Source organism: Eggerthella timonensis, assembly GCF_900184265.1.
In the GTDB taxonomy this organism is placed as follows: domain Bacteria; phylum Actinomycetota; class Coriobacteriia; order Coriobacteriales; family Eggerthellaceae; genus Eggerthella; species Eggerthella timonensis.
Genome location: NZ_FXXA01000002.1, coordinates 636,928 through 658,457 on the forward strand (window position 1 = coordinate 636,928; position 21,530 = coordinate 658,457).

Sequence of the window (21,530 nt, forward strand, 5' to 3'; positions counted from 1 at the left end):
CAGGGAGGGGCGGCAGCGCGCCGTCCCTCCCAAGTCGCTAGATGCTGAGGTTGCGGCGGTCGAACACCGCCACTGCCGCGGCGAACAGCGCCACCGCGCTCGCGGCCAGTGCAATCGCGCCGCCGACTGCCGACGCGTCGCCTGCGGCCAAGCCGTAGTAGTCGAACAGCGTCAAGGGGTTGACGTTCTCCAGGAACTCGAACTTGTCGCCCACCTTCGACACCATCTGCATGAGGAAGAACAGGATGCAAAGGCCGCCGCCCGCCCACAGAGCCGCCGTGGCGTTCGAAAACAGGCAGGCCGACAGGAAGCACAGGCCCGCGATAGCCAGCCACAGCGCGAACAGCCCCGCGTTCACCTGCAACAACGCCTGCATGTCCAGCTCGCCGGGGAACAGAGTCTCGGCGAATCCCACCTCGAGCGCCGTAACCGCCACCATGAGGGCGGCAAGGATAGCCACCATCACGCCGATCATCGTGCATGCGATGCGCGTGCGGCTGTTCGGCGTTGCCAGCAGGTACGCCATCGCGCCGCGATCGAGGTAGCGCACCATCAGCTTGTTCACCATAATCAGGATCAGCACGAGGATGAAGATGGTCAGCAGGAACCCGTACAGGTAGTTCAGCATGAAGTCGATAAGGGTGGTGGCCTGCGTCGACATGCCGAATGCGGCGAACACCTCGGGCATGCTCTGCATCATGAGATCGAGGCTCTCGCCCAGCTCGGGATCGAACATGCTCACGATCATGCCGATGTACATAGCCAGCACCGCGGCGATGATGCCGCTGACGAACAGGTTGGCGCGCAGCTCCTTCGCGAACAGCGTCTTATTCATGGGAGCCTCCTTTCAACCCCGACCTGCGGTTCGACGCGTCGCCGAAGGTGCCGTACAGGTGCATGAACAGCTCTTCGAGCGTCTGCTCGCGCGCGGTGAGATCGACGATCTCGTACGCGGCCAGGTCCTTCACGAACGCGTCGAGGTTGCCGGACACGGCCGTTTCCACGCTGGTCGTCCCCTGTTTCTGCACGCTGACACCGGTGTCGCGGTGGGCCGCCGCGTAGCGGTCGCGCGCGGCCTCGTCGGCAAACGTGACGACGAACATGCGCTTGCGCGACTTCCGCACGTCGTCCATGCGCTCTACGGCGGCCAGCTTGCCCCCGCGGATGAACGCCACCCGATCGCACGTGCGCTCGACCTCCTCGAACAGGTGCGACGACAGCAAGATGGTGGTGCCGCGGCGCTTCTCTTCCAGCACGAGGTCGATGAAGCGGCTCTGCATGAGGGGGTCGAGGCCGCTCGTGGGCTCGTCGAGCAGGACGATGTCGGGCGAGGCCATGAACGCGCAGACCAGCCCCACTTTCTGCTTCGTGCCCTTCGACATCTTGCGAATGCGCCGCGCGGGATCCAGCTCGAAGTACTCGATCAGCTGCTCCATGCGCGTGCGGTCGCGCAGCTTCTTCATGCGCGCCATGAATTCCAGGAACGCCGCGCCGGTCATCTCGTCCATGCAGGCGATTTCGCCGGGCAGGTAGCCCAGGTGCTCCTGGATGCGGGCGCGCTGGCTGAAGCAGTTCAGGCCGTTGATGTTCACGGTGCCCTCATCAGGGCGGATGAAGCCCATGAGGTTGCGCATGGTCACCGTCTTGCCGGCGCCGTTCGGTCCCAAAAAGCCGAACACCTCGCCCCGCTCCACGGCAAACGACACGCCGAACACGCCGCGCCCGCTTCCGTAATCTTTCTTGAGCCCCTCGATCGCAATCGCGGGGCCGATTGTTGCGCTCATCGGTATTCCTCCTTGTACGAATAGGCTTTCAGCATGTCGCACCAGCGGTACATCTCGTCCAGCATCGCATCCATGTCGAGGCGCTGATGCAGGGCGCGCTGCTGGTGCAGGTAGCCGTCAGCCAGCCAAATCAGCAGGTCGAGCACGTACTTCGGGTCGATGTCGTCGCGGAACCGGTCAAACCGCACGTTCTTGAAGTACGTGGAGAACATCAGGTCGATTTGCCGCTGCGTCCAGCTGTCCATCGTGTCCTTGATGTCTTTGTGCTCCGGGTAGAAGGCCCGGACGGAGAACTCCAGCAGGTAGGGGAAACGCGAAAGCACCTTGCGCTTGGTTTCAGCTGCGTACACGAGCAGATCGAAGAAATCGTCGATCTCGTAGAATCCGTCGTCCACCACCAGATCGGACACCTTCTCCATGAGGTGCTCCATGAGGTAGAGGTACAGCTCCTTCTTGTTCTTGAAGTAGAAGAACAGAAGGCCCTTCGAGATGCCAGCGCGTCGTGCGATGTCCTCGGTCGAAGCGCTTTTGTAGTCGCATCGACCGAACGTTTCCACGGCGGCGTTGACGATAGCCTCGCGTCGCTGTTCGGGGAGGTTCTCGAACTTGCTGAAGTCCGCATGCCCCCTATCGTCCGTTGCGCTCATTGCCGCCGCCTCCCTTCCTGCCGCTCTGCGGCCGTTGACCGCTCGGTCAACGGATTGGAGATCATGCTACCCCGTTGACTATTTTTTAGAAGGGGGTGAAAGGAGGAAATTTTTCGTCGTCGCCTGCAAGGGGGAAGGCGGCCCCATTGTCATCCTGCGCGCAAGGCGCCCGCACGCAGCACGTGAACGCATTCGCCCCAAACACACGCCTCGTGCGCGTTATGCGTGTGTTTGAGGCGAATGAGCGTACGCGACGCGACGCATTCGTTGACCTCGCTCGCCGCTAGCGTGCGTACACGGTGCGCTTGCGGGTTACCAGGCGGTCGACGAATTCGGTGGCGGGGCTGCGCAGGATCTCGCAGGGCGGCGCGAACTGCACGGCGCGGCCTGCTTCCATGACCAGCACCTTGTCGCCGAGGTCGAGCGCCTCGTCGATGTCGTGCGTCACGAACAGCACGGTGATGCCCGTCTGCCGGTGGATGCGTTTGATCTCGTCCTGCAGGCTGCTGCGGGTGATGGCGTCCACGGCGCTGAACGGCTCGTCGGCCAGCAGGATGTCGGGGCTGGCCGCCAGCGCGCGGGCGATGCCGACGCGCTGCGCCTGGCCGCCCGACAGCTCGGCGGGGTAGCGGTCCATGATGTCGCGCGGCAGCCCGATGATGTCCATCCACTTCGTTACGGCCGCCTCGGTGCGGCCCCTGTCGCCGCTGTTCAGCAGCGTGGGCACGTACGCGATGTTCTGCTCCACGCTGAGGTGGGGGAACAGCACGCTGCCTTGGATGGCGTAGCCGATGTTGCGGCGCAGCTCGATGGGATCGACGCTCGACGTGGCCTGCCCGTGTACGAGCACGTCGCCCTCGTCGGGCATCACCAGCGCGTTCACCATTTTCAGCAGCGTGGTTTTGCCGCAGCCCGAGCTGCCGATGATGGTGACGAACGCGCCCTCTTCGATGGCGAGGTCCACGTCGTTCACGGCCACGGCGTCGCCGAAGCGCTTGGTCACCTGCTCGAATGCCACTGCGGGCGCGCACGCGTCGTCCTGGGCAGCGGCGAAGCCGTCGGCATCGAGGGATTCCGTGCAACGCGTATGCGCGGATGCTGTTTCCATGCTACATCAGCCCCTTCTCGGTCAAAAACGCATCGGCCACTGCTTTCGGCTCCTGCCCCTGCGTTTCCACGGCGTTGTTCATGCGCGCCATGTCGGTGTCGGTGATGGCGCCTTGCAGCTTCAGCAGCTCGTCGCGCAGCTCGGGGTGCTTCTCCAGGGTGTCCTGGCGCACCACGTTGCCGCAGAGGTACGAGGGATAGAAGTGCTGGTCGTCCTCGAGCACCACGAGGCGATCGTCGGCCACCTTGCCGTCGGTGGTTGACACGACGATGGCGTCCACCTTGTTCTCGAACAACGCTTGGTACTTCAAGCTGATGTCCATGTCGCGCGTGGTGCCGAAGTCCATGCCGTAGGCAGCCTGCAAGCCGGGGTAGCCGTCCTGCCGGTCGTAGAAGTCGGGTTCCGCGCCGAAAGCGAGCTCGCCGGCCACGTTCGCGAGGTCGGAGTACGTGCGCAGTCCGTAGCGTTCGGCCACGTCCTTGCTCACGGCCAGGCCGAACGTGTTGTTGAAGCCGTACATGCCCACCCACGTGAGATTCAGCTGCGACTCATATTCCTGCTGCATGGTGTCGAACATCGACTCGTCGTAGGTGCTGTCATGCTTCAGCACGGCGTTCCAGCCTGTTCCGGTGTACTCGGGGTAGAGGTCGAAGTCGCCCTTCTCCATGCCGGGCTCGATGTTCGACGTACCGCCGCCCACGCCCTGCGTCAGCTCCACGGTGAGATCGGTGTCGTGCTCGATCAGCGTGTTCAGCATCTCGCCGAGGATGTACTGCTCGGTCATGGGCTTCGTCGCGATGTTCACCACGTTGTCGCCTCCGCCGCGATTCGCGAACGCGAAGGCCCCGCCTGCGATCAGCACCACGGCCGCGCCCACGGCTACGACGGCGCCCGTGCGCCGCCGAAAGCCTTGGCCCGCTCCCTTCTGCGTCCCGGTGCGCTTGCGATGGCGCGCGCTCGACGGCTCGAGGTGGCGGCGCGTCGACTTCTCGGCCAGCCCCAGCAGCAGGTCAACCACGATGGCCAGCAGCGCGATCAGCACGCTGCCCGCCAGCGTCATGGCAGGGGCGTTCGTCGTGATGCCGCGGTAGATGGCCACGCCCAGGCCGCCCGCGCCGATGAAGCTGGCGATGCCGGCCAGCGCGATGGTCATGGTGGCCATGTTGCGGATGCCGCTCATGATGATGGGCGCGGCCAGCGGCAACTCGATGCGGTAGAGCAGCTGGCGGTCGGTGGAACCCATGCCGCGCGCCGCCTCGATGATGGCGGGGTCGATGGTGGTGAGGCCGGTGTACGTGTTGCGCACCATCGGCAGCAGCGCGTACACGGTGAGCGCCACGATGGCCGTGAGGTCGCCGATGCCCGTGACGGGAATGAGGAAGCCGAACAGCGCGATGGACGGGATGGTGTACACGAAGTTCACCAGCGCGAGCACCGGTTTCGCTCCGCGCCGCCACGCGGCGATGGCGATGCCGAGCGACAACCCGATGAGGGCCGCCAGCGCAATGGATATGAAGGAAATGCCGATATGCTGCAGAAGAAGGTCGAAAAACCAAGCGCGCTTTTCGACGAGCAAGGCGAACATGGACTCGATCAAGGGTATTCCTCGCTTTCGCACGCGTTCGCTTCCATTGTACGGAAGTATTGGTTGGCGACGATGGGGGCGCTGGCGTGTTGCCCAACCGTCATCGGTTGTCGGCATCGCGTTCACCGAACGTGTGGTTTTCCCCGAGTAACCGACCCGTGTTCATTGCGTAGGGGGCCGCTGCGCTTTATCATAGTAAAGAGAGACGTATTTCCCCATCTGCCATATCCACCAGAGGCCGCACGTTCGAGGGCGGTCGTCGCGTACATTTCGGCAGTTTGGAAGAGGGGCCGCGCTCGCGCGGCAGGAAGGATGCGCCATGGCTAGTGAAAAGCAGATCGCTCTGTACGAGAATTTCAAGGCGATCAACTCTATCGATCCGGCAAGCTACGAGCAGTTCGACGTGAAGCGCGGCTTGCGCAACGCCGACGGTACCGGCGTTATCGCGGGGCTCACGAACATCGCGAACGTCCACGGCTACGTGGTGTCCGACGGCGAGAAGGTGGCCGACGAGGGCATGCTGCGCTATCGCGGCTACGACGTGTACGACCTGCTGGGCACCGATGCCGCCGATCGTCGCTTCAACTTCGAGGAAGTCGCGTACCTCCTGCTCATGGGCGAGCTGCCCACGCAGGAACAGCTGGATCGCTTCATCGCCGCTCTCGACGCCGAGCGCGAGCTGCCCGACGGATTCACCGCGTCCATGATCATGCGCGACACGCCGCCCGACATCATGAACATGCTGCAGCGCTGCATCCTGTTGCTGTACGCCTACGACTCCGAAGCCGAGGATCGCTCGCCCGAGCACGAGATCCACACCGCCATCTCGCTCATCTCGCGTCTCCCGCGCATCATGGTGCTGACCTACTATGCGAAGCAGGCGCGCTTCAACAACGGCTCCATGATCATGCATCGCTTCGTCCCCGGCCAGTCCACGGCTGAGACCATCCTGTCCATGCTGCGCCCCGACCGCCAGTTCACCGCCGACGAGGCGCGCATGCTCGACATCATGCTGTGCCTGCACGCCGAGCACGGCGGCGGCAACAACTCCACGTTCACCACGCGGGTGCTGACCTCGTCCGACACCGATCCGTACTCCACGTACGCCGGCGCCATCGGCTCGCTGAAGGGCTGGAAGCACGGCGGCGCGAACCACCAGGTGCTCGCCATGCAGAAGGAGCTCAAGGAGAACGTGGCCGATTGGTCCGACGAGGGCCAGGTGGCCGACTACCTGGCGAAGATCGTCAACAAGGAGGCCTTCGACAACACGGGCCTCGTTTACGGCATGGGCCACGCGGTGTACACGAAGTCCGACCCGCGCGCCATCATCTGCAAGCAGTTCGCCGAGAAGCTGGCCATGGGCACGGAGTACGAGGCCGAGTACCGCTTGCTCGAGAGCATCGAGCGCCTCGCGCCCGAGGTGATTCTGCGCGAGAAGGGCACGAGCAAGGACATGTGCGCGAACATCGACATGTACTCCGGCTTCGTGTACTCGATGATGGGCATCCCGGAGGACCTGTTCACGCCGCTGTTCGCGTGCGCGCGCATGTCCGGCTGGGCCGCGCACCGCTTCGAGGAGATCGTCTCGGGCAAGCGCATCATCCGCCCCGCGTACAAGAGCATCCGCAGCGGCAAGCGCGACTACGTCGCCATGGGCGACCGCTAGGCCGCGCACCCGCAGCGAACGAGTGTTTCACGTGAAACACTCGGGGTGCATCCGATAGAGCGCGCTCCTCCCCCTGCTGGGCGAGGAGCGCGTTTCGGTTTCGGCTGCATAGCGTGGGCGTCTGCGAGCCGGGGCCTCGAGTTGCGGTCGCGCGTCAAGCAGGGGAGGGTTCGAACGCCGGTTTTACGTGAAACTCGTTCGCGAACGCGGGGCCCGTAGCGTCGTCGGGCTTGTCGGCGCGTAAGAAAAGCGCCCGGAGCCGTTGGCTGCCGGGCGCGTCGCATTTCTGGCGGAGGCGGTAGGATTTGAACCCACGAAGCCTTGCGGCTTAACAGTTTTCAAGACTGCCGCCTTCAACCACTCGGCCACGCCTCCGCATGGGGTTGCCTCGGGTTCGGCGGGCGAGCGCGCAAGAGCGCCTCGATCCGCATCGTCGCGCGTCGTGCTTTTTCGCGCCGCGTTCCCGAATGCATCGGTAGGATACCATATAATAAGCCGCATGACCGACGAAGACTACATGCGCATGGCAATCGAGGAGGCGCATCGCGCCGAAGAGCTGGACGAAGTCCCCATCGGGGCCGTCGTGGTGTACGAGCCCATCGACCCCGCGACCCGCCGTCCCCTGGCCGAGCCGCAGGTGATCGCGCGGGCGTGCAACCTGCGCGAGACGACGCAAGATCCCGCCGGGCATGCCGAGTTCATCGCGCTCAAGCAGGCGGCCGATCGCCTGGGCGTATGGCGGCTGACCGGCTGCACGGTGTACGTGACGCTGGAGCCGTGCGTGATGTGCGCGGGCCTCATGCATCAGGCGCGCGTCGACCGCTGCGTGTACGGCGCCGCCGACCCGAAGGCGGGCGCCCTCGGCACTCTGTACGCCGTCAACGCCGACAAGCGCCTCAACCACACCTTCGAAGCCACGCCCCAGGTGCTGGGCGACGAGTGCGCCGAATTGCTGCGAAGCTTCTTTGCGAAAAAGAGAAAGAAACGGGGGAACCCCTCATGACGCAAACCAAGGCGGAGGCGCGTGCCGAGCGCCTGGCGAACGACGAGCACGCGGTGGACATGCTGGAGGTGGCGCGCCGAGCGCAGGGCGTTCACGTTGCCGGCTTCACCGGCCCCGATGCGGTCGAGCTGCTGGCGCCGGCGAAGGTGAACCTGTTCCTCGACATCGGCGGGAAGCGCGCTGACGGCTACCACGAGGCCGTCAGCATCATGCACTCGCTCATGCTGCACGACGTGCTGCACATGAAGCTGGCGCCGGGTTGCGGCGAGGGGCTTTCGATCGACATCACGTGCATCGCGCGCGAGGGGCTTCCGGAACTCGACGTGCCCACGGAGCGCAACATCGTGGCGAAGGCCGTGCGTCTGCTGGCCGACAAGCTCGGCCGCGCGAGCGACGAGAGGATGGTCGTCTGCGTCGAAAAGCACATTCCCGCCGAAGCGGGGTTGGGCGGCGGCTCTTCCGATGCCGCTGCGGCGCTGCTGGGCGCGGCCCGCTTGTGGGGCGTGCCGGCCGACGATCCGCGCATCGAGGAGGCGGCGCGCGCCCTCGGCGCTGACGTGGCGTTTTTCCTGCATGGCGGCTGCGCGTGCTTCACCGGCGTGGGCGATGAATTCGCTCACGACCTTGAGCCCATGCGCACGAGCGTCGTGCTCGTGAAGCCCGAAGGCGGCGTGTCAACGGCCGAGGCGTACCGAGCGTTCGACCGGCATCCCACGGTGATTCCGCAGGCCAGCCGCGAAGCCGCGCTCGCCGCGACGCAAGCCGTCGACGTGCCGCTGTGCAACAACCTGGTGCCCGTCTCCGAGCAGCTGCTTCCGGAGCTCGTGGACATCCGCGCATGGGCGAGCGAGCGCGCTGACGTCGAGCACGTGCTCATGTCGGGCAGCGGTTCGGCCGTGTTCGTGCAGTGCCCCTCGTTCGCCGCAGCGGGGCGCGTTGCTGCCGATGCCCGCATGCACGGCTGGTGGGCACGCGCCACCACGTTCGGCTCGACGCGCGCGGCCGTGGTGCCGACCCGCGTGCGCTAGGCGGCAGGCGGCTAGGCGGCATCCGCTTCCACGCGCGTTCCCTGCTTCGTCAGCACGAGTCGGAAGGGGTACGCCAACAGCTCCACGCCCAGTACGATGATATGGTGGTCGATGTTCGCGAACGGGTTGAGCACGAGCAGCACCGACACCACGAGGTTGAACACGGCGAACGCCAAGATAAACGCGAACCGCTCGTGCGCAGCGGCATGGCGCAGCGCGTCGTCGAACCCGTGCGCGGCTTTCAGCAGGCCCAATACGCCCCAGATGACGCCGATGTAGTTGATGGAATCGCTTCCTTGCAGGAACGCGACCACGCCAACCACGCTCATGACCAGCCCCGTTCCGATACTGTGCCTGCCGCCTTCAATGCGACGCGACCGCACGCCCGCTGCGATGCTTGCGACGCCCGAAACCGTCATGACGACGCCCAGCACATACGGCAGCGCGTGCACGATGTCGCCGGGGAGCAGCACGCATCCCAAGCCGATGAGCGGCAGCAGCAACAGTGCGATCACCGATACCTTGGCCGGCTTGCTGCGCTGCCGGAACGTCGTGACGATATGCGGAGCGGGCATCGCGATCCTTTCGGTCGGAGGCGAATGGCACGGGCGACGTGGTACGCTGAACCTAGCACGAACAGGGAGAAGACCCGCGAAACGGGCCGTTTCCGTCAGTTTCGCGATATATAAGCGTTACAGTTCGGTTTACCGAATAGTTGCGTCTTTCCCCAAAGGCTCGTGCGATGGTAGAATGCTTGCTACGTAATAGCAAAGGAGAGCTATGAGCATCCCATTGATCATCATCCTCGTCATCGTCGTCGTGTTGGTTGTGGCCGTGATCGGGCTGTACAACAACCTCGTCAAACTGCGCAACATGGTGGACAACGCCTGGGCGCAGATCGACGTGCAGTTGCAGCGCCGTCTCGACCTCATTCCGAATCTCGTCGAAACCGTCAAGGGCTATGCCGCCCACGAAAGCGGCACGCTCGAAGAGGTCACCAAAGCGCGCACCGCCGTCATGAACGCGCCCACGCCCGAGGGCAAGATGCAGGCCGACGGCATTCTCACCGGCGCGCTGAAGAACCTGTTCGCCGTGGCCGAGGCCTACCCGGACCTCAAGGCGAACACGAACTTCCAGCAGCTCCAGGCTGAGCTTTCCAACACCGAAGACAAGATCAGCTACATGCGCCAAAGCTTCAACGACACCGTCATGAAGTATAACACGGCCATCCAGACGTTCCCCGCCGTGTTGATCGCCGGCATGATGGGCTTCAAGGAGCGCGATAGCTTCGATGCGACGGCCGGTGCGGAAGTCGCTCCCAAGGTGCAGTTCTAAGCGTGTTCGACGAGCGCCGCAGCCTAGGTTGCGGCGCTCGTTTGAAAAAATCTTTCGCGTAGGATTCGCTGCGCTATCTCGTTGCGGGATCGTGCGGGCAGAATGCGCAGAATCCGGCCCTGATGCGTCTCGTCGCCGTGGACTCTGCGCCCGTATATCGGAGCGGTTTCATGAAGAAGGTTTCATCGCGGAAGCATGATCGTCTCGGGCGTGTGCTCGACTCGGATCCGGTCTACCTTATTGCGGCTCTCGTGCTCATGGCGCTGCTCGTGTCGTTCTACGCCGTGCTGTTGGTGAACATGAACGCCATCGACACGAAAACCGAGGACTTGAAGGAGCACCCCTACGCGGTGACGGTGGCCGCCGGCCGATCCGAGACGTTGCTCATGCAGGTGCGCACGCTGGACGACCGCTTGGCGTTCGCGCGCACGCCCGAGACCATCGCCAGCGTCAAATCGGAGTTCGCCTCCATCGATCAAGATCTGCGGCAAGCTATCGAAGTGATCGAACGGCGTCATCGTGGCAATCCCGATAAGGCTGACGCGCTGGCGAGCAGCTACGATGAATTCCGCACCCAGCAGGAGCAGCTTATCGCGATAAGCCTGAGCGAAGCGAGCGACGAGACGATCGCGCGATTCCTCGCCACCGCCATCGATCCGCGCATCGACGAGATGCTCGAACTCAATACCGACATCATCGACGCTGCCTCCCAATCGTTCGATCAGCTGTACACGACAGTCAACGAGACGCGCCAGGACGCCATATTCACGGCGACGGTGCTCATGGCGGCCGTGATGATTTCCCTGGTGCTGTTCTTCATGGTGATCAGCCGCAAGAATCGCCAGCAAGAGGGGTTGCAGGAGAGCTTGCGTCGTGCGGTTGATTCGGCTCAGGAAGCGAACGAGGCGAAATCGCGTTTCATATCGAACGTCTCGCACGATATCCGCACCCCGCTCACGGCCATAATGGGCCTGACCGACATCGCCCTCGAGCATGTCGACGAACGAGAGCGCGTAATGGAGAGTTTGGAGAAGGTGCAGCTTTCATCGCACCACCTGCTCAACCTTGTGAACGACGTGCTGGATATGAGCAAGATCGAAAGCGGGCAGATCGACCTGGCGACGAAGCCGTTCGACGTGCACGCTGTGGTGGAAACGCTCGGTTCCATGGTGCGGCCGCAAGCCGATTCGAAGCACCTCGCGTTCACCGTCACGCACGTCGATGTGGACGACGGCCTCGTGCTGGGCGATGAGATGCATGTGAACCAGGTGCTTATCAACCTGCTTGGCAATGCGGTGAAGTACACCGAGCCGAACGGAATGGTGAATTTCGGCGTGGAAGAGCTGAGGGGCGACGAGCGTGAAGCATACGCCGCGCAGCATGGCATTTCGCTGAAGCCGACTAGCCGCGACGAGTTCGAGATGCGCGTGCGATTGATCCGCTTCATCGTGGAGGATGACGGCATCGGCATGTCGAAGGAGTTCATGTCGCGCATGTTCGACCCGTTCGAGCGCGAGGATGTTCCCACGCGGCTGTCCGTGGAGGGCACGGGACTCGGCATGTCCATCGTGAAGAACCTGGCCGACCTGATGGGCGGCTCCGTGCGGGTGGAAAGCGAGCGCGGCCGCGGATCGCGCTTCACGCTGGTGCTGCCGTTCGAATCCTGCGCGGGCGAGGCGTGCGAACTGCGGCTGGAGGAATCCATCGAGACCGAGCGCCCCAACGCGGTCGACGTGGACGCGCCCTGCATTTGGCCGAACGTGCGCGTGCTGCTAGCGGAGGACAACGAGATCGTCGGCGAGATAGCCGAGGAGATCATCGCTTCCACGGGCGCTACGGTGGAACGCGCGTGGAACGGGTTAGACGTCCTCGATCAGTTGGAGGGCGCTCCCGAGGATCGCTTCGACCTCATCTTCATGGACATCCAAATGCCGGGCATGGACGGGCTCGAGGCCGCGCGCATCGTCGTGGACCGCTACCGAGAGGCGGGTCGCGAGCGGCCTCCCATCATCGCGACCACGGCGAACGCCTACGAGGAGGATCGGCAGCGCGCGTTCGATGCCGGGATGGACGGGTTCGCGGTGAAGCCCATCGGGAAAAGCGAGATCTGCCATCTCTTCGCGACGTTCGTGACGGGAAAGAGCGACGAATAGGTGGCTGTTCGCGATGGCGCTCCGTTCGGCACGTGCGGGTCTGGTATGATGCGATCAGTGCAAGCTTCAGGGTGCGCATGCATCCCAACCTGGGAAAGGAGTGCTTTACGTGGTCGCTCGACTGTCGCGTATCGTTCCGATGCTCATCGTGTTGGCCGTGGTGGCTGTCATCGTGTACATCGTCGCGGCGTGGCGCTATTCTCCCAACCGGGCGAAGGAGCTGCTCATCAAGATGTTCACCGCCATCACCGGCGGCGTGTCGGTGTTCTTCCTGCTCGTATGCGCTTACGCGTGGCTCGAGCGCAACGATGCGGTGTTCGATCTGGCGTTCAGCTTCCTGCTTACGGCGCTGATCGGGCTTGCCGTCACGCGGATCTGCCGCTCCGTGTTCTTGCGGCACAACCCCGCGTATCGCATCAAGGCCGCGAAAACGACCACGCCCGGTTCTCGCGTGAAGCGTTGGCGAAGGAAGTAAAAAACCCTCATGCGAGGGTTTTGAAAAATGCGGTGGCGGAGAGCTGGGGATTCGAACCCCAGACACCCTTTTGGGGTGTACTCGCTTAGCAGGCGAGCACCTTCGGCCTCTCGGTCAGCTCTCCGCAGTATAATAGGTGCGGTTTGCTATGATACCGTGACCACCTCCAAGTTGCAAGGAGCATGATCATGCAAAACATGAGCGGTTCGCAACTCCGCGAATCCTTCGCTTTTTCCCGGCGAAACGCCGCGCTTGCCTGCGCGGTCCTCGTTGCGTTCGCGTGCGCGCTCGTGGCGCTTGCCCCCGGACAGGCGCACGCGAAGTCGTACACCATGCCCAAAGTGGATATCCAAGCTCAGGTGGAAACCGACGGAGCGTTGCAGGTGACCGAGCAGCGGACGTTCGATTTCGACGGCGATTTCACCGCCGTATGGTGGACGTTCAACGGTCTTCCGGCGAATGCGTCGATCAAGGTCAACGGCGTGCGCATGGCGAACGTCGACGCCGACGGCACGGTGGTGGGAGACTGGACGACGCTTCCCAGCGAGTCGTTCGTGCTGAGCTGGCGCGATTCGGGAGGGCCGGGGAACGATTCGTACTCGTTCGACGCGCCGATGAACAGCGTGTACGTATTCTTCAACGCGTCTGACGACCGTCGCATCATCGAGCTGGACTACACGGTGGTGAACGGCGCGCAGGCGTACAACGACGTGGGCGAGGTGTACTGGCAGTATGTTGGTTCGCAATGGGCCGAGGATTCCGATAACGTCACCATGACGCTGGCGTTGCCCGTGCCGCAGGGCACCGAGGTGGTGCCGGGCGAGAACGTGCGCGCGTGGGGCCACGGGCCGCTCGACGGCAAGGTTGCCGTGAACGCCGATGGCACCGTGACGTATACCGTGCCGCACGTTGCGGCGGGGCAGTACGCCGAGGCGCGCGTGGTGTTCCCCGTGGAGTGGCTGACGAACCTGTCGCCGGAAAGCGCCGCGTTGCACCAGGGCCAGAACCGTCTGGACGAAGTGCTGAAAGAGGAACAGGCGTGGTCGGACGAGGCGAATCGCAACCGCATGCTGTCGCTTGCGTTCGTCATCGGCTGCGGCGTGGTCTGCGTGCTGCTCATCGCATGGGCGCTGCGCGCGTACTTCAAGTTCGGGCGCGAGTACAAGCCCACGTTCACCGACGAATACTGGCGCGACGTGCCCGATCCGACCGTTCATCCGGCGGCTATCGGCCGTTTGTGGCGCTGGGATCGCGAAAGCCAGGACGACTTCACGGCAACGCTCATGCATCTCGCGCATATCGGCGCGATCCGCATCGACGCGGGCAGCTACGAGGAGCCTGGCGTATTCGGTCGCACGAAGACCGTGGACGACTACTACCTCACCAAGCTGCCGGCTGCCGACAGCGTGACCGATCCGGTGGATCGGCATACGCTGGATCTGCTGTTCGGGCGATTCGCCCAGGGCGCCGACTCGCTGTGGTTCGGCACCATTAAGAAGTACGGCGAGGACAACCCGCAGGAATTCGTCGATGCGATGAAGGGTTGGCAGGGCATGCTGTCGGCCGAGACGAACCGCGAGGATTTCTTCGAAGCGAAGGGCAAGCGCTACCAGGGCTATCTCATCGCGCTCGCCGTGGTGGTAGCCGTGGCCGGCATCGCGATTTGGTTGCTCATGTCGAATTTCATCCCGCTGATCTTCATGATTCCGACGGCCATCGCGCTGGGCGTGATCGGAAACTACATGCCGCGCCGCAGCGTGAGGGGCAACGAGCTGACCGCCAAGAGCAAGGCACTGCGCAACTGGCTGACCGACTTCTCGTCGCTTGACGAGCGTCCGCCCACCGATGTGAAGGTGTGGGGCGAGTTCATGGTGTATGCGTACCTGTTCGGCGTTGCTGATCAGGCCATCAAGCAGCTGCAGACCACCATGCCGCAGCTGTTCGAATACGACGGCTCGATGGGCATGACCTATATGCCGTGGTGGTTCTGGTACACGGGCGGCCACACGGCCGCGGGCGCCGCGATGCCCTCGGTGGGTGACATGCTGCAGACGTCGCTGTCGAACACGATGTCGACGGCTCAGGCGGCGCTGTCGGGCGCCAGCGGGAATTTCTCGAGCGGCGGCGGCTTCGGCGGCGGTTTCTCCGGCGGCGGAGGCGGCGGCTTCGGCGGAGGCGGCGGCGCCCGCTAGGCGAGCAGGCTGCGAGCCCCGGACCCCCGAACCCTGTTCTCTTATACACATCTGACGCTGCCGACGATCTTACGCGTGGAGCCCCCCGGTCTCAGGGCGTCCCGCGAGCCGGCCCCAAATGTTTCACGTGAAACATTTGTTGCGATGTACTGCGATATTGAAACAAGTGTACTAGCGTTCCGCTGCTGCGGCCGCGGCAGCGGGGGCCGGGCGCTTTTCGGGGCTTTCCGCTGCCACGAGGGCGCATAACTCGGGGACTTCGCACGGGAGCGGCCCCCGCCCCGACGTGCCGCCCGTTCCTGCTTGCGAATGTTTCACGTGAAACATTCGTTCGTCACGCGAAATCGCGCTGCGAAGCTCGATCTCTGCTCGCAGGATTCCCGGAGGAGGCGTCCAGAAAGCCGACGCGCCCCGTTCAGGAGCCGAACTCGCTTTTCGGCGGTGATTTTGCAGCATCGCGCGCCTCGATCGGGCGCTCTTCCCCGCAAATACTCACTGATTAACGATACGCCCCCTCGCGCCGGGCGCTATACTGATGCGCCATGAACGGATTTTCCAACATAGCGGGACGCATCCCGGCGAGCGTGTACAAGCTGCTGCTGGTCGTGGCCACCGTCATCTGGGGTCTCAGCTTCGTCGTGATGAAGGACGCAGTGGACGTGCTGGAGCCGGCGTACCTCATCGGGTTTCGCTTCCTGGCCACGGGCGCGGTGCTGGCGGCGGTGTTCTGGCGGCGCATGCGGTTGGCGTTCACGAAAGATTACCTGGTCAAGGGCCTCGTCCTGGGCGTGCTGTGCTTCCTAGCGTTCTGGGTGCAGACCATCGGGCTGGACAACACGACGCCCGGCAAGAACGCGTTCCTCACGGCCACGTACTGTGTGATCGTTCCCTTCGCGTGGTGGGTCATCGCGCGCAAGCGCCCGACCGTGTTCAACATCGGCGCGGCCGTCATGGCGGTGGCCGGCATCGGGATGGTGTCGCTGCAAGGCTCGCTCGCCGAGCTCAGCATGGGCTACGGCGACTTCATGACGCTGGTGTCGGCGCTGCTGTTCGCAGTGCATATCGTGTACGTGTCGAAGTTCTCGGAGACGAACGACGTGCTCGTGCTCACGGTGATGCAGTTCTTCATCGGCGGCGCGTGCGGCGTGGCGTACGGGGCCTGCTTCGAAACGCTTCCGTCCGCGTCGGAGCTTACGCCTGCGTTCTTCTGGAACATGGCCTACCTCGTCATCTTCGCGTCGTGCGTGGCGCTCGTCATCCAGAACGTGGCGCTCGCGCACGTGCCGCCCGCTCAGGCGTCGCTGTTCCTCAGCTTGGAGTCGGTGTTCGGCGTGCTGTTCAGCGTGCTGCTGTACGGCGAGCAGATCGGGCTCAAGCTGGTCGTGGGATTCGTGCTCATCTTCGGCGCCATCCTGGTCAGCGAGACGTTCCCGCTGAAACGCACCCGCGTCGCCCGCAGCGAGGCCGCGGCCCGGCAACAGGAGGCTGTTCCCGCCGAGCTGCCGTGATACAATGCTCCCATTGTGTGCATCAAGGGAGGAAGTTCCATGGCTGAAAAAGACAACATCGTGCTCATCGGCATGCCCGGTGCCGGCAAATCGACCCTCGGCATCGTGCTGGCGAAGATCTTGAACTACGACTTCATCGACGCTGACCTGGTGATCCAGAACAGCTGCGACAAGACGTTGCAGAAGCTCATCGACGCGTGCGGCCCGGAGGGCTTCATCCAGGTGGAGAACGAGATCCTGCGCGACCTGACGGCGTCGAAGTCCATCATCGCCACGGGTGGCTCGGCCGTGTACTCCGACGAGGCCATGGAGCACCTGGCGGAGATCGGCACCATCGTGTACCTCAAGATCACGTTCGACCAGCTGGTCAACCGCCTGAGCGACTTGCAGGAGCGCGGCGTGGTGTTGAAGGGCGGCATCGGCATGAGCTTGCGCGAACTGTACGACGAGCGCCTGCCGCTGTACGAGCAGTACGCCGAGGTCACCGTCGACGTGAACGACCTGTCCATCACCGCCGCAGCCCGCAAAGTGGCCGACGCGCTGAAGTAGGAGAACTCCATGGCTGCATCCGTTGCACCTGCTCCGGTGAAACCTACCATCACGATCGACGACTTGGACAAGATCGACGTCCGGGTGGGGCGCATCGTGGCGGTGGACGACGTGGAGGGCTCCAAGAAGCTCATCAAGATGACGGTTGATTTCGGCGGCTTCACGCGCACCATCCTGTCGGGCATGAAGGAGGAGCGCGAAGATTGCCAAGCCGAGCTCACCGGCAAGCAGGCGTTGTTCGTGGTGAACCTCGCGCCGCGCAAAATGGCGGGCGAGGTGTCGGAGGGCATGGTGTACGACATCGGCTACGAGGACGGTATCCTGCCGGCGCTCGCCGTGCCCGAACGCGAGGTTCCCGACGGCGTGCGCCTGGGATAACCCCTCCCGGCCGGAAACGTCCCGTCGCGCAAAAAGCCCCCGCAGCTCACGGTGAGCTGCGGGGGCTTGCTCGTTGCCGGGTGCGAGCGCGAAACGCGAAGCGCGCAGCGCCCTTACAGCCCCTCCACCTCGAACCGCTTCTTGAGCGCTTCCTGATGGATGCTGTACTGCAGCGCCATCTCCTTGGCCACGCGGCCCTGCTTCACGAGGTCGAACAGGCTTTGGTCCATCGTGCGCATGCCCGAGGCGCCGCCGGCGGCGATGACGCTGTCGATCTGGTGCGTCTTCTCCTCGCGGATGAGGTTGCGGATGGCCGTGTTCGTGTACATGATCTCGAACGCGGGGGCCACGCTGCCGTCCACCGTGGGCACGAGTTGCTGCGACACGATGGCTTCGAGCACCATGGAAAGCTGCATGCGGATCTGGCGCTGCTGCGAGGCGGGGAAGGCGTCGATGATGCGGTCCACCGTTCCGGCCGCGCCCGTGGTGTGCAGCGTGGAGAACAGCAGTTGCGCCATCTCGGCTGCCGTGACGGCCGTGCCGATGGTCTCGTAGTCGCGCATCTCGCCCAGCAGGATGACGTCGGGGCTCTCGCGCATGGCCGAGCGCAGCGCCTCGCTGTACGTGGCGATGTCGGTGGGCACTTCGCGCTGCGTGACGATGCAGCTCCCGTGACGGTGCACGTACTCGATGGGATCCTCCATCGTGATGATGTGGCCGGCGCGCTCGTGGTTCAGCTTGTCGATGATGCAGGCCAGCGTCGTGGACTTGCCCGCGCCTGCCGGTCCTGTGATCAGCACGAGGCCTTTCTGGAGCGAGGCGAGGCGCAGCACTTCCTCGGGAATGTGGTACTCGGCCGGGTCGGGCAGACCGAACGGGATGACGCGGATGACCGCGCCGTACGACCCGCGCTGCCGCAGGATGTTGGCGCGGAAGCGGCCGATGCCCGCGATGGCGAACGAGAAGTCGTCGTCGTGGTTGCCGTTGTCGATGAACTGCGCCATGCTGCGGCCGGACACCTCGTAGATGGCGCGCACGAACGTTTCGGTGTCTGCCGGCATGAGCGGCGCCGAGTCGAGGCGGATCTGCCGCCCGCTCACTTCGTAGGCCAGAGGCAGGCCCGCAATGATGAAGATATCGGACGCCTTCGCGTCGACCATCTCTCGCAGCAGCTCTTCAAGTCTCATCTCGTTGCTCCTATCGTGTTTGCGCAGCGCCCGACCACAGCGCCTCTCCCTGGCTGTCGTTCGTCCACAGCGTCGTTGCTTTCCATGCCGTAATCGTGTACGTTGCGTTCGCGTGTATCTCCAGATCGATGGTGAGCGTGCGCCCGCTATCGGTCGTGAATTCGGCTTCTATCTGCGTGCCTTCGAGCTTGGCGTTCTCGGGCAGCACGCGTTCGATCGCGGCCAGGGCCTCGCTCGTGCCGCCGCCCGCCTCGCGCACCTGCGCGAGCACGGCATCCATCTCGGACACGAACTGCTGGGCTGCGCTCTCGTTGGCGTACGTATCGCTGGTGAAAGTCGCCTGTCGCTCGGCCGCCGCGTACGTGGCTTGCGCCGTGGTTACCGACAGCACGGCCATGACCGCTAGACACAAAATGATGACCAGGGCGAACAGGCTGATGGGCCCGATGCGCACCGATCCGCGCCCGCGCGTCGTCATGCTGCACCGCCTTCCTTCGTCGCGTCGTCGCTTACGTAGCGGGCCGTGTCGATGGTGTACACCACGTCCCCGTCATGCTCCACGTTGATGGTGGCGCGGTACAGCGTGCCGGCCGCCGAGCGCTCGGACGCGACGTCGCGGCTCACGAGGTACGCATCCTCGCCGCCTTCCGAGCCGTTCGCACGCGCGCCCTCGGCATCGAACGTCTCGGTCATCGAACCCGACTCGGGCGCGGCGGCGAACCGCTCGGCGTTGTTGGAGGCGAGGGAGACGGCCTGGGTGAGCACGCGCTCTTCGACTCCGCGCGCGTGCGCCGCTCCGAACAGCTGCATGAACGTGGCCAGCGCGAACGCCAGGAACACGAGCAGCACCAGCGCCTCGACGACGAACGCCGTGCCGTGCCACGTGGTGTCGGAGCCGCGGCGCCCGGTGAGCAGGGTTCCCGGGGAAAGCTTCGCCATGTTAGGCACCTCCCATCGAGCTGCGCAGCGCGATCTGCACGTTGCCGTCGTCCGTTTCGACCGAGAGCAGCCCGTTCTCGTAGGAGAACGAGAACCGCTCGGAAGCGACGATGGGGGTGGCCTTGTCGGGCGTGTACTCCGCATCTGCCAGCGCGTACTCCTCCACGATCATGCCCTGATACGCGTAGATGCGCGTTTCGAACGTGCCGTTTTCCAAGTGCTCGGAAAGCACGAGCGAGCGCCCTTCGGGGCCCTGGCCCGCACCGACCGCATCCGTGGCGTCCGATGCCCGAACGCTGTTGGCGATGAGCCCCGTGGCCAGGCGCGACGTGTCGGCCTGGTCGCGCACGTCCACGAGTGCGCGATACAGGCCCGTGCCCGCCATGATTGCGATAAGCAGCACGGCTACGAACAGCGCGAACAGGATCACGGTGAAGAACCGGCCGAATTCGTGGCCGTTCTCGGCGCTTTGCGCTATGCCTCGACTGGTCAGAGCTTCCATGACCGCATCCTCATCCTGCCCGCTGGGGCGATCGCTTATCATCGCGGTACCACCACGACGCTCGGCATGATGTTCTCAGCGAACACCTCGTAGGTGATCACGTAATCGTCGCGGTTCACGCGCAGGCCGTACTCGTTCTCAAGATGCTCGAGCGAGGCAGGGAAGGAGCCCTCGATGGCGCAGCACTGCTTCGCGCTGTCGAGGATGGCGTTGCGCACCGACAGGGCTCCTTGCTCGCGCAGGTTCTGCCCCACAATGCCCGCCGCGAACCAACCGCCGACGATCAGCACGATCGCGAGCGCAAGCACGACCAGCCGGATTCCCCGACTGCGGCGGCGCTGCTTTGTCGATCGCTCATGATACATGGGCGCACCTAGCCGATCGATCCCATGATGCCGATGAGCGGCAGCATGACCGAGACGAGCGTGGCTCCCACGGCGATGGTCAGGAAGGCGGCCAGCATCGGCTCGACGCCGTCCACCAGGCGATCCATCTTCACGATGGCGTCGTCGAAGAACGTCAGCGACAGGCGGCCCAACACGTTCTCCACGCTGCCGGATCGCGCGCCGATGGTGAGCATGCGGGCGTACACGGGCTCGAACACGCCGCTGTCGGTGATGGCCTGCGCGAGGCTCTTCGGTGCGGTCAGGTCCAGCATTTCACCGCGCGCGCCTTCAAGCTGAGCTTTGAGCGAGCGGTGGTCGACCATGGCCACGGCCTCCTTCATGGCCGTGTCGGTGTCGATGCCCGAGGCCACGTAGGTGGCAAGCGCCGACGTGAAACGGCTCAAGGCCAGCTGGTGCATGGTGCCGCGCGTGCCGGGCAGCTTCTCGGCAAGCGACATGAGGCGGTGCCGTCCGCCTTCGCTGCGCATGGCAACAGCCATGATCAGCACGAACGCGGTGCATACGAGCGTGATGGCAAGGGCCGCCCAGCCGATGCCGATGGAGATGTTCACGGTGTTGAACGAGCCGGCGGCCAAATCGCCGGACAGGCTTTCGTACACGTTCACGAACACGGGCAGGATGACCGCTACCGTAAAGGCGAGGATGACGGACATGACGCAGAGCAGCGCGGCGGGATAGATGATGCTCGAGCGCATTTTGGCGAACAGGCGGCCCTCTTCGTCGTAGTACACGGCAAGCGTGCGCAGCGTCGGCTCGAGGCGCCCCGACACCTCGCCCACGCGCATCATGTCGACGACGTGGTTGGGGAAGGAGCCCGAATGCTTGAGCGCGTCGGCCAGCGTTTCGCCGGCGATAAGGCGCGCGTACACGGCATTGCAGGCGTTCTTGAACGAGCCCCGCTCCATGTTCTCGCCGAGCAGGCTCACCGCCTCGTCGGTTTGGATGCCGGCGGCCAGCATGATGGCGACGCTCTCGCAGAATGCGCTGACGGCGCTGCTCTCAAGCACGGTAGTGGCCATAATCGTTTCGCTCCTTGTCACGCGCTTCTCGTCTCGAAGCTCTCGTATTTCCGCACGTCGATTCA

At 64.2% G+C, this 21,530-nt stretch carries 22 protein-coding genes and 2 tRNA genes; 10 read left to right on the forward strand and 14 right to left on the reverse strand.

Going from position 1 to position 21,530, the window contains the following annotated elements:
- Positions 1–37 precede the first annotated feature (37 nt).
- The 5 genes from C1A15_RS02770 to C1A15_RS02790 form a co-directional block, all read right to left on the reverse strand.
- Positions 38–835: an ABC-2 transporter permease gene (locus C1A15_RS02770; protein WP_101721157.1), complete on the reverse strand. Its 798-nt coding sequence runs from the start codon at positions 833–835 to the stop codon at positions 38–40.
- Positions 828–1,784 (reverse strand): ABC transporter ATP-binding protein, encoded by a 957-nt coding sequence (locus C1A15_RS02775; RefSeq protein WP_101721158.1) that lies wholly within the window; start codon positions 1,782–1,784, stop codon positions 828–830. The genes C1A15_RS02770 and C1A15_RS02775 overlap by 8 nt, the downstream gene beginning before the upstream one ends.
- The gene (locus C1A15_RS02780) at positions 1,781–2,431 is read right to left on the reverse strand and encodes a TetR/AcrR family transcriptional regulator (protein WP_101721159.1); all 651 of its coding nucleotides are present in this window, start codon (positions 2,429–2,431) and stop codon (positions 1,781–1,783) included. Before C1A15_RS02780 ends, C1A15_RS02775 begins: the two co-directional genes overlap by 4 nt.
- 283 nt (positions 2,432–2,714) lie before the next feature.
- Positions 2,715–3,539: an ATP-binding cassette domain-containing protein gene (locus C1A15_RS02785; RefSeq protein ID WP_245864886.1), complete on the reverse strand. Its 825-nt coding sequence runs from the start codon at positions 3,537–3,539 to the stop codon at positions 2,715–2,717.
- 1 nt (position 3,540) lies between these two features.
- A complete protein-coding gene (locus C1A15_RS02790; RefSeq protein WP_245864887.1) occupies positions 3,541–5,136 on the reverse strand; it encodes an ABC transporter permease/substrate-binding protein in 1,596 nt (531 codons plus the stop codon).
- Positions 5,137–5,443: 307 nt separating this feature from the next.
- On the opposite strand from C1A15_RS02790, the gene C1A15_RS02795 reads away from it, so the two are divergent.
- Positions 5,444–6,790 carry a citrate/2-methylcitrate synthase gene (locus tag C1A15_RS02795; RefSeq protein ID WP_101721160.1) on the forward strand — a complete coding sequence of 449 codons (1,347 nt, stop codon included), beginning with the start codon at positions 5,444–5,446 and terminating at the stop codon, positions 6,788–6,790.
- 287 nt (positions 6,791–7,077) lie between these two features.
- Here the strand turns inward: C1A15_RS02795 and C1A15_RS02800 are convergent.
- Positions 7,078–7,165, reverse strand: a tRNA-Ser gene (locus tag C1A15_RS02800).
- 124 nt (positions 7,166–7,289) lie between these two features.
- Here C1A15_RS02800 and C1A15_RS02805 point away from each other — a divergent pair.
- A complete protein-coding gene (locus C1A15_RS02805; protein ID WP_101721161.1) occupies positions 7,290–7,793 on the forward strand; it encodes a nucleoside deaminase in 504 nt (167 codons plus the stop codon).
- Positions 7,790–8,821: a 4-(cytidine 5'-diphospho)-2-C-methyl-D-erythritol kinase gene (gene ispE, locus C1A15_RS02810; RefSeq protein ID WP_101721162.1), complete on the forward strand. Its 1,032-nt coding sequence runs from the start codon at positions 7,790–7,792 to the stop codon at positions 8,819–8,821. Before C1A15_RS02805 ends, ispE begins: the two co-directional genes overlap by 4 nt.
- An 11-nt stretch (positions 8,822–8,832) precedes the next feature.
- Here the strand turns inward: ispE and C1A15_RS02815 are convergent, their stop codons facing one another.
- Complete coding sequence (locus C1A15_RS02815; RefSeq protein ID WP_101721163.1) at positions 8,833–9,396, reverse strand: DUF308 domain-containing protein; 564 nt, start codon at positions 9,394–9,396, stop codon at positions 8,833–8,835.
- A 205-nt stretch (positions 9,397–9,601) separates the two neighbouring features.
- Between C1A15_RS02815 and C1A15_RS02820 the strand changes: the two genes are divergently transcribed.
- The 3 genes from C1A15_RS02820 to C1A15_RS02830 all read left to right on the forward strand — a co-directional run bounded on the left by C1A15_RS02820 (position 9,602) and on the right by C1A15_RS02830 (position 12,784).
- The gene (locus tag C1A15_RS02820) at positions 9,602–10,156 is read left to right on the forward strand and encodes a LemA family protein (RefSeq protein ID WP_101721164.1); all 555 of its coding nucleotides are present in this window, start codon (positions 9,602–9,604) and stop codon (positions 10,154–10,156) included.
- A gap of 170 nt (positions 10,157–10,326) precedes the next feature.
- Complete coding sequence (locus C1A15_RS02825; protein WP_101723664.1) at positions 10,327–12,309, forward strand: ATP-binding protein; 1,983 nt, start codon at positions 10,327–10,329, stop codon at positions 12,307–12,309.
- A gap of 109 nt (positions 12,310–12,418) precedes the next feature.
- Complete coding sequence (locus C1A15_RS02830) at positions 12,419–12,784, forward strand: guanylate cyclase (protein WP_101721165.1); 366 nt, start codon at positions 12,419–12,421, stop codon at positions 12,782–12,784.
- 33 nt (positions 12,785–12,817) lie between these two features.
- On the opposite strand, the gene C1A15_RS02835 is transcribed toward C1A15_RS02830, so the two are convergent.
- Positions 12,818–12,908: transfer RNA gene (locus tag C1A15_RS02835), tRNA-Ser, on the reverse strand.
- 64 nt (positions 12,909–12,972) lie between these two features.
- Here C1A15_RS02835 and C1A15_RS02840 point away from each other — a divergent pair.
- The 4 genes from C1A15_RS02840 (at position 12,973) to C1A15_RS02855 (ending at position 17,411) form a co-directional block, all read left to right on the forward strand.
- Complete coding sequence (locus tag C1A15_RS02840) at positions 12,973–14,976, forward strand: DUF2207 domain-containing protein (RefSeq protein WP_101723665.1); 2,004 nt, start codon at positions 12,973–12,975, stop codon at positions 14,974–14,976.
- Between the two features lie 542 nt (positions 14,977–15,518).
- A complete protein-coding gene (locus tag C1A15_RS02845) occupies positions 15,519–16,484 on the forward strand; it encodes a DMT family transporter (RefSeq protein WP_101721166.1) in 966 nt (321 codons plus the stop codon).
- A 39-nt stretch (positions 16,485–16,523) separates the two neighbouring features.
- Positions 16,524–17,033: a shikimate kinase gene (locus tag C1A15_RS02850; RefSeq protein WP_101721167.1), complete on the forward strand. Its 510-nt coding sequence runs from the start codon at positions 16,524–16,526 to the stop codon at positions 17,031–17,033.
- 9 nt (positions 17,034–17,042) lie between these two features.
- Positions 17,043–17,411: a tRNA-binding protein gene (locus C1A15_RS02855; RefSeq protein WP_101721168.1), complete on the forward strand. Its 369-nt coding sequence runs from the start codon at positions 17,043–17,045 to the stop codon at positions 17,409–17,411.
- Positions 17,412–17,524: 113 nt separating this feature from the next.
- Here the strand turns inward: C1A15_RS02855 and C1A15_RS02860 are convergent, their stop codons facing one another.
- From C1A15_RS02860 to C1A15_RS02885, 6 genes are read right to left on the reverse strand one after another with little or no spacing between them, the layout of a single operon-like run.
- Positions 17,525–18,598 (reverse strand): type IV pilus twitching motility protein PilT, encoded by a 1,074-nt coding sequence (locus tag C1A15_RS02860; RefSeq protein WP_101721169.1) that lies wholly within the window; start codon positions 18,596–18,598, stop codon positions 17,525–17,527.
- A 10-nt stretch (positions 18,599–18,608) separates the two neighbouring features.
- On the reverse strand, positions 18,609–19,076 hold the full coding sequence (locus C1A15_RS02865) for a S4A5 electrogenic sodium bicarbonate cotransporter 4 (protein ID WP_101721170.1): 468 nt from the start codon (positions 19,074–19,076) through the stop codon (positions 18,609–18,611).
- Positions 19,073–19,537, reverse strand: a complete 465-nt coding sequence (locus C1A15_RS02870; RefSeq protein ID WP_101721171.1) for a type IV pilus modification PilV family protein — start codon at positions 19,535–19,537, stop codon at positions 19,073–19,075. The genes C1A15_RS02865 and C1A15_RS02870 overlap by 4 nt, the downstream gene beginning before the upstream one ends.
- A gap of 1 nt (position 19,538) precedes the next feature.
- Positions 19,539–20,039: a DUF4860 domain-containing protein gene (locus tag C1A15_RS02875; protein ID WP_101721172.1), complete on the reverse strand. Its 501-nt coding sequence runs from the start codon at positions 20,037–20,039 to the stop codon at positions 19,539–19,541.
- 38 nt (positions 20,040–20,077) lie between these two features.
- Entirely contained in the window at positions 20,078–20,404 is a 327-nt protein-coding gene (locus tag C1A15_RS02880; RefSeq protein WP_101721173.1) for a hypothetical protein, read from the reverse strand.
- A gap of 8 nt (positions 20,405–20,412) precedes the next feature.
- On the reverse strand, positions 20,413–21,465 hold the full coding sequence (locus tag C1A15_RS02885; RefSeq protein WP_101721174.1) for a type II secretion system F family protein: 1,053 nt from the start codon (positions 21,463–21,465) through the stop codon (positions 20,413–20,415).
- Positions 21,466–21,530 lie beyond the last annotated feature (65 nt).

Excerpts from the sequence above, each read along its gene's own strand:
- C1A15_RS02885 (WP_101721174.1), bottom strand. The coding sequence starts at position 21,465 with ATGGCCACTACCGTGCTTGAGAGCAGCGCCGTCAGCGCATTCTGCGAG.
- C1A15_RS02775 (WP_101721158.1), bottom strand. The coding sequence starts at position 1,784 with ATGAGCGCAACAATCGGCCCCGCGATTGCGATCGAGGGGCTCAAGAAA.
- C1A15_RS02795 (WP_101721160.1), top strand. The coding sequence starts at position 5,444 with ATGGCTAGTGAAAAGCAGATCGCTCTGTACGAGAATTTCAAGGCGATC.
- C1A15_RS02860 (WP_101721169.1), bottom strand. The coding sequence starts at position 18,598 with ATGAGACTTGAAGAGCTGCTGCGAGAGATGGTCGACGCGAAGGCGTCC.
- C1A15_RS02880 (WP_101721173.1), bottom strand. The coding sequence starts at position 20,404 with ATGTATCATGAGCGATCGACAAAGCAGCGCCGCCGCAGTCGGGGAATC.
- C1A15_RS02845 (WP_101721166.1), top strand. The coding sequence starts at position 15,519 with ATGAACGGATTTTCCAACATAGCGGGACGCATCCCGGCGAGCGTGTAC.
- C1A15_RS02785 (WP_245864886.1), bottom strand. The coding sequence starts at position 3,539 with ATGGAAACAGCATCCGCGCATACGCGTTGCACGGAATCCCTCGATGCC.
- C1A15_RS02870 (WP_101721171.1), bottom strand. The coding sequence starts at position 19,537 with ATGGCGAAGCTTTCCCCGGGAACCCTGCTCACCGGGCGCCGCGGCTCC.
- C1A15_RS02865 (WP_101721170.1), bottom strand. The coding sequence starts at position 19,076 with ATGACGACGCGCGGGCGCGGATCGGTGCGCATCGGGCCCATCAGCCTG.
- C1A15_RS02820 (WP_101721164.1), top strand. The coding sequence starts at position 9,602 with ATGAGCATCCCATTGATCATCATCCTCGTCATCGTCGTCGTGTTGGTT.
- C1A15_RS02815 (WP_101721163.1), bottom strand. The coding sequence starts at position 9,396 with ATGCCCGCTCCGCATATCGTCACGACGTTCCGGCAGCGCAGCAAGCCG.
- C1A15_RS02780 (WP_101721159.1), bottom strand. The coding sequence starts at position 2,431 with ATGAGCGCAACGGACGATAGGGGGCATGCGGACTTCAGCAAGTTCGAG.
- C1A15_RS02840 (WP_101723665.1), top strand. The coding sequence starts at position 12,973 with ATGCAAAACATGAGCGGTTCGCAACTCCGCGAATCCTTCGCTTTTTCC.
- C1A15_RS02855 (WP_101721168.1), top strand. The coding sequence starts at position 17,043 with ATGGCTGCATCCGTTGCACCTGCTCCGGTGAAACCTACCATCACGATC.
- C1A15_RS02770 (WP_101721157.1), bottom strand. The coding sequence starts at position 835 with ATGAATAAGACGCTGTTCGCGAAGGAGCTGCGCGCCAACCTGTTCGTC.
- ispE (WP_101721162.1), top strand. The coding sequence starts at position 7,790 with ATGACGCAAACCAAGGCGGAGGCGCGTGCCGAGCGCCTGGCGAACGAC.
- C1A15_RS02825 (WP_101723664.1), top strand. The coding sequence starts at position 10,327 with ATGAAGAAGGTTTCATCGCGGAAGCATGATCGTCTCGGGCGTGTGCTC.
- C1A15_RS02805 (WP_101721161.1), top strand. The coding sequence starts at position 7,290 with ATGACCGACGAAGACTACATGCGCATGGCAATCGAGGAGGCGCATCGC.
- C1A15_RS02875 (WP_101721172.1), bottom strand. The coding sequence starts at position 20,039 with ATGGAAGCTCTGACCAGTCGAGGCATAGCGCAAAGCGCCGAGAACGGC.
- C1A15_RS02850 (WP_101721167.1), top strand. The coding sequence starts at position 16,524 with ATGGCTGAAAAAGACAACATCGTGCTCATCGGCATGCCCGGTGCCGGC.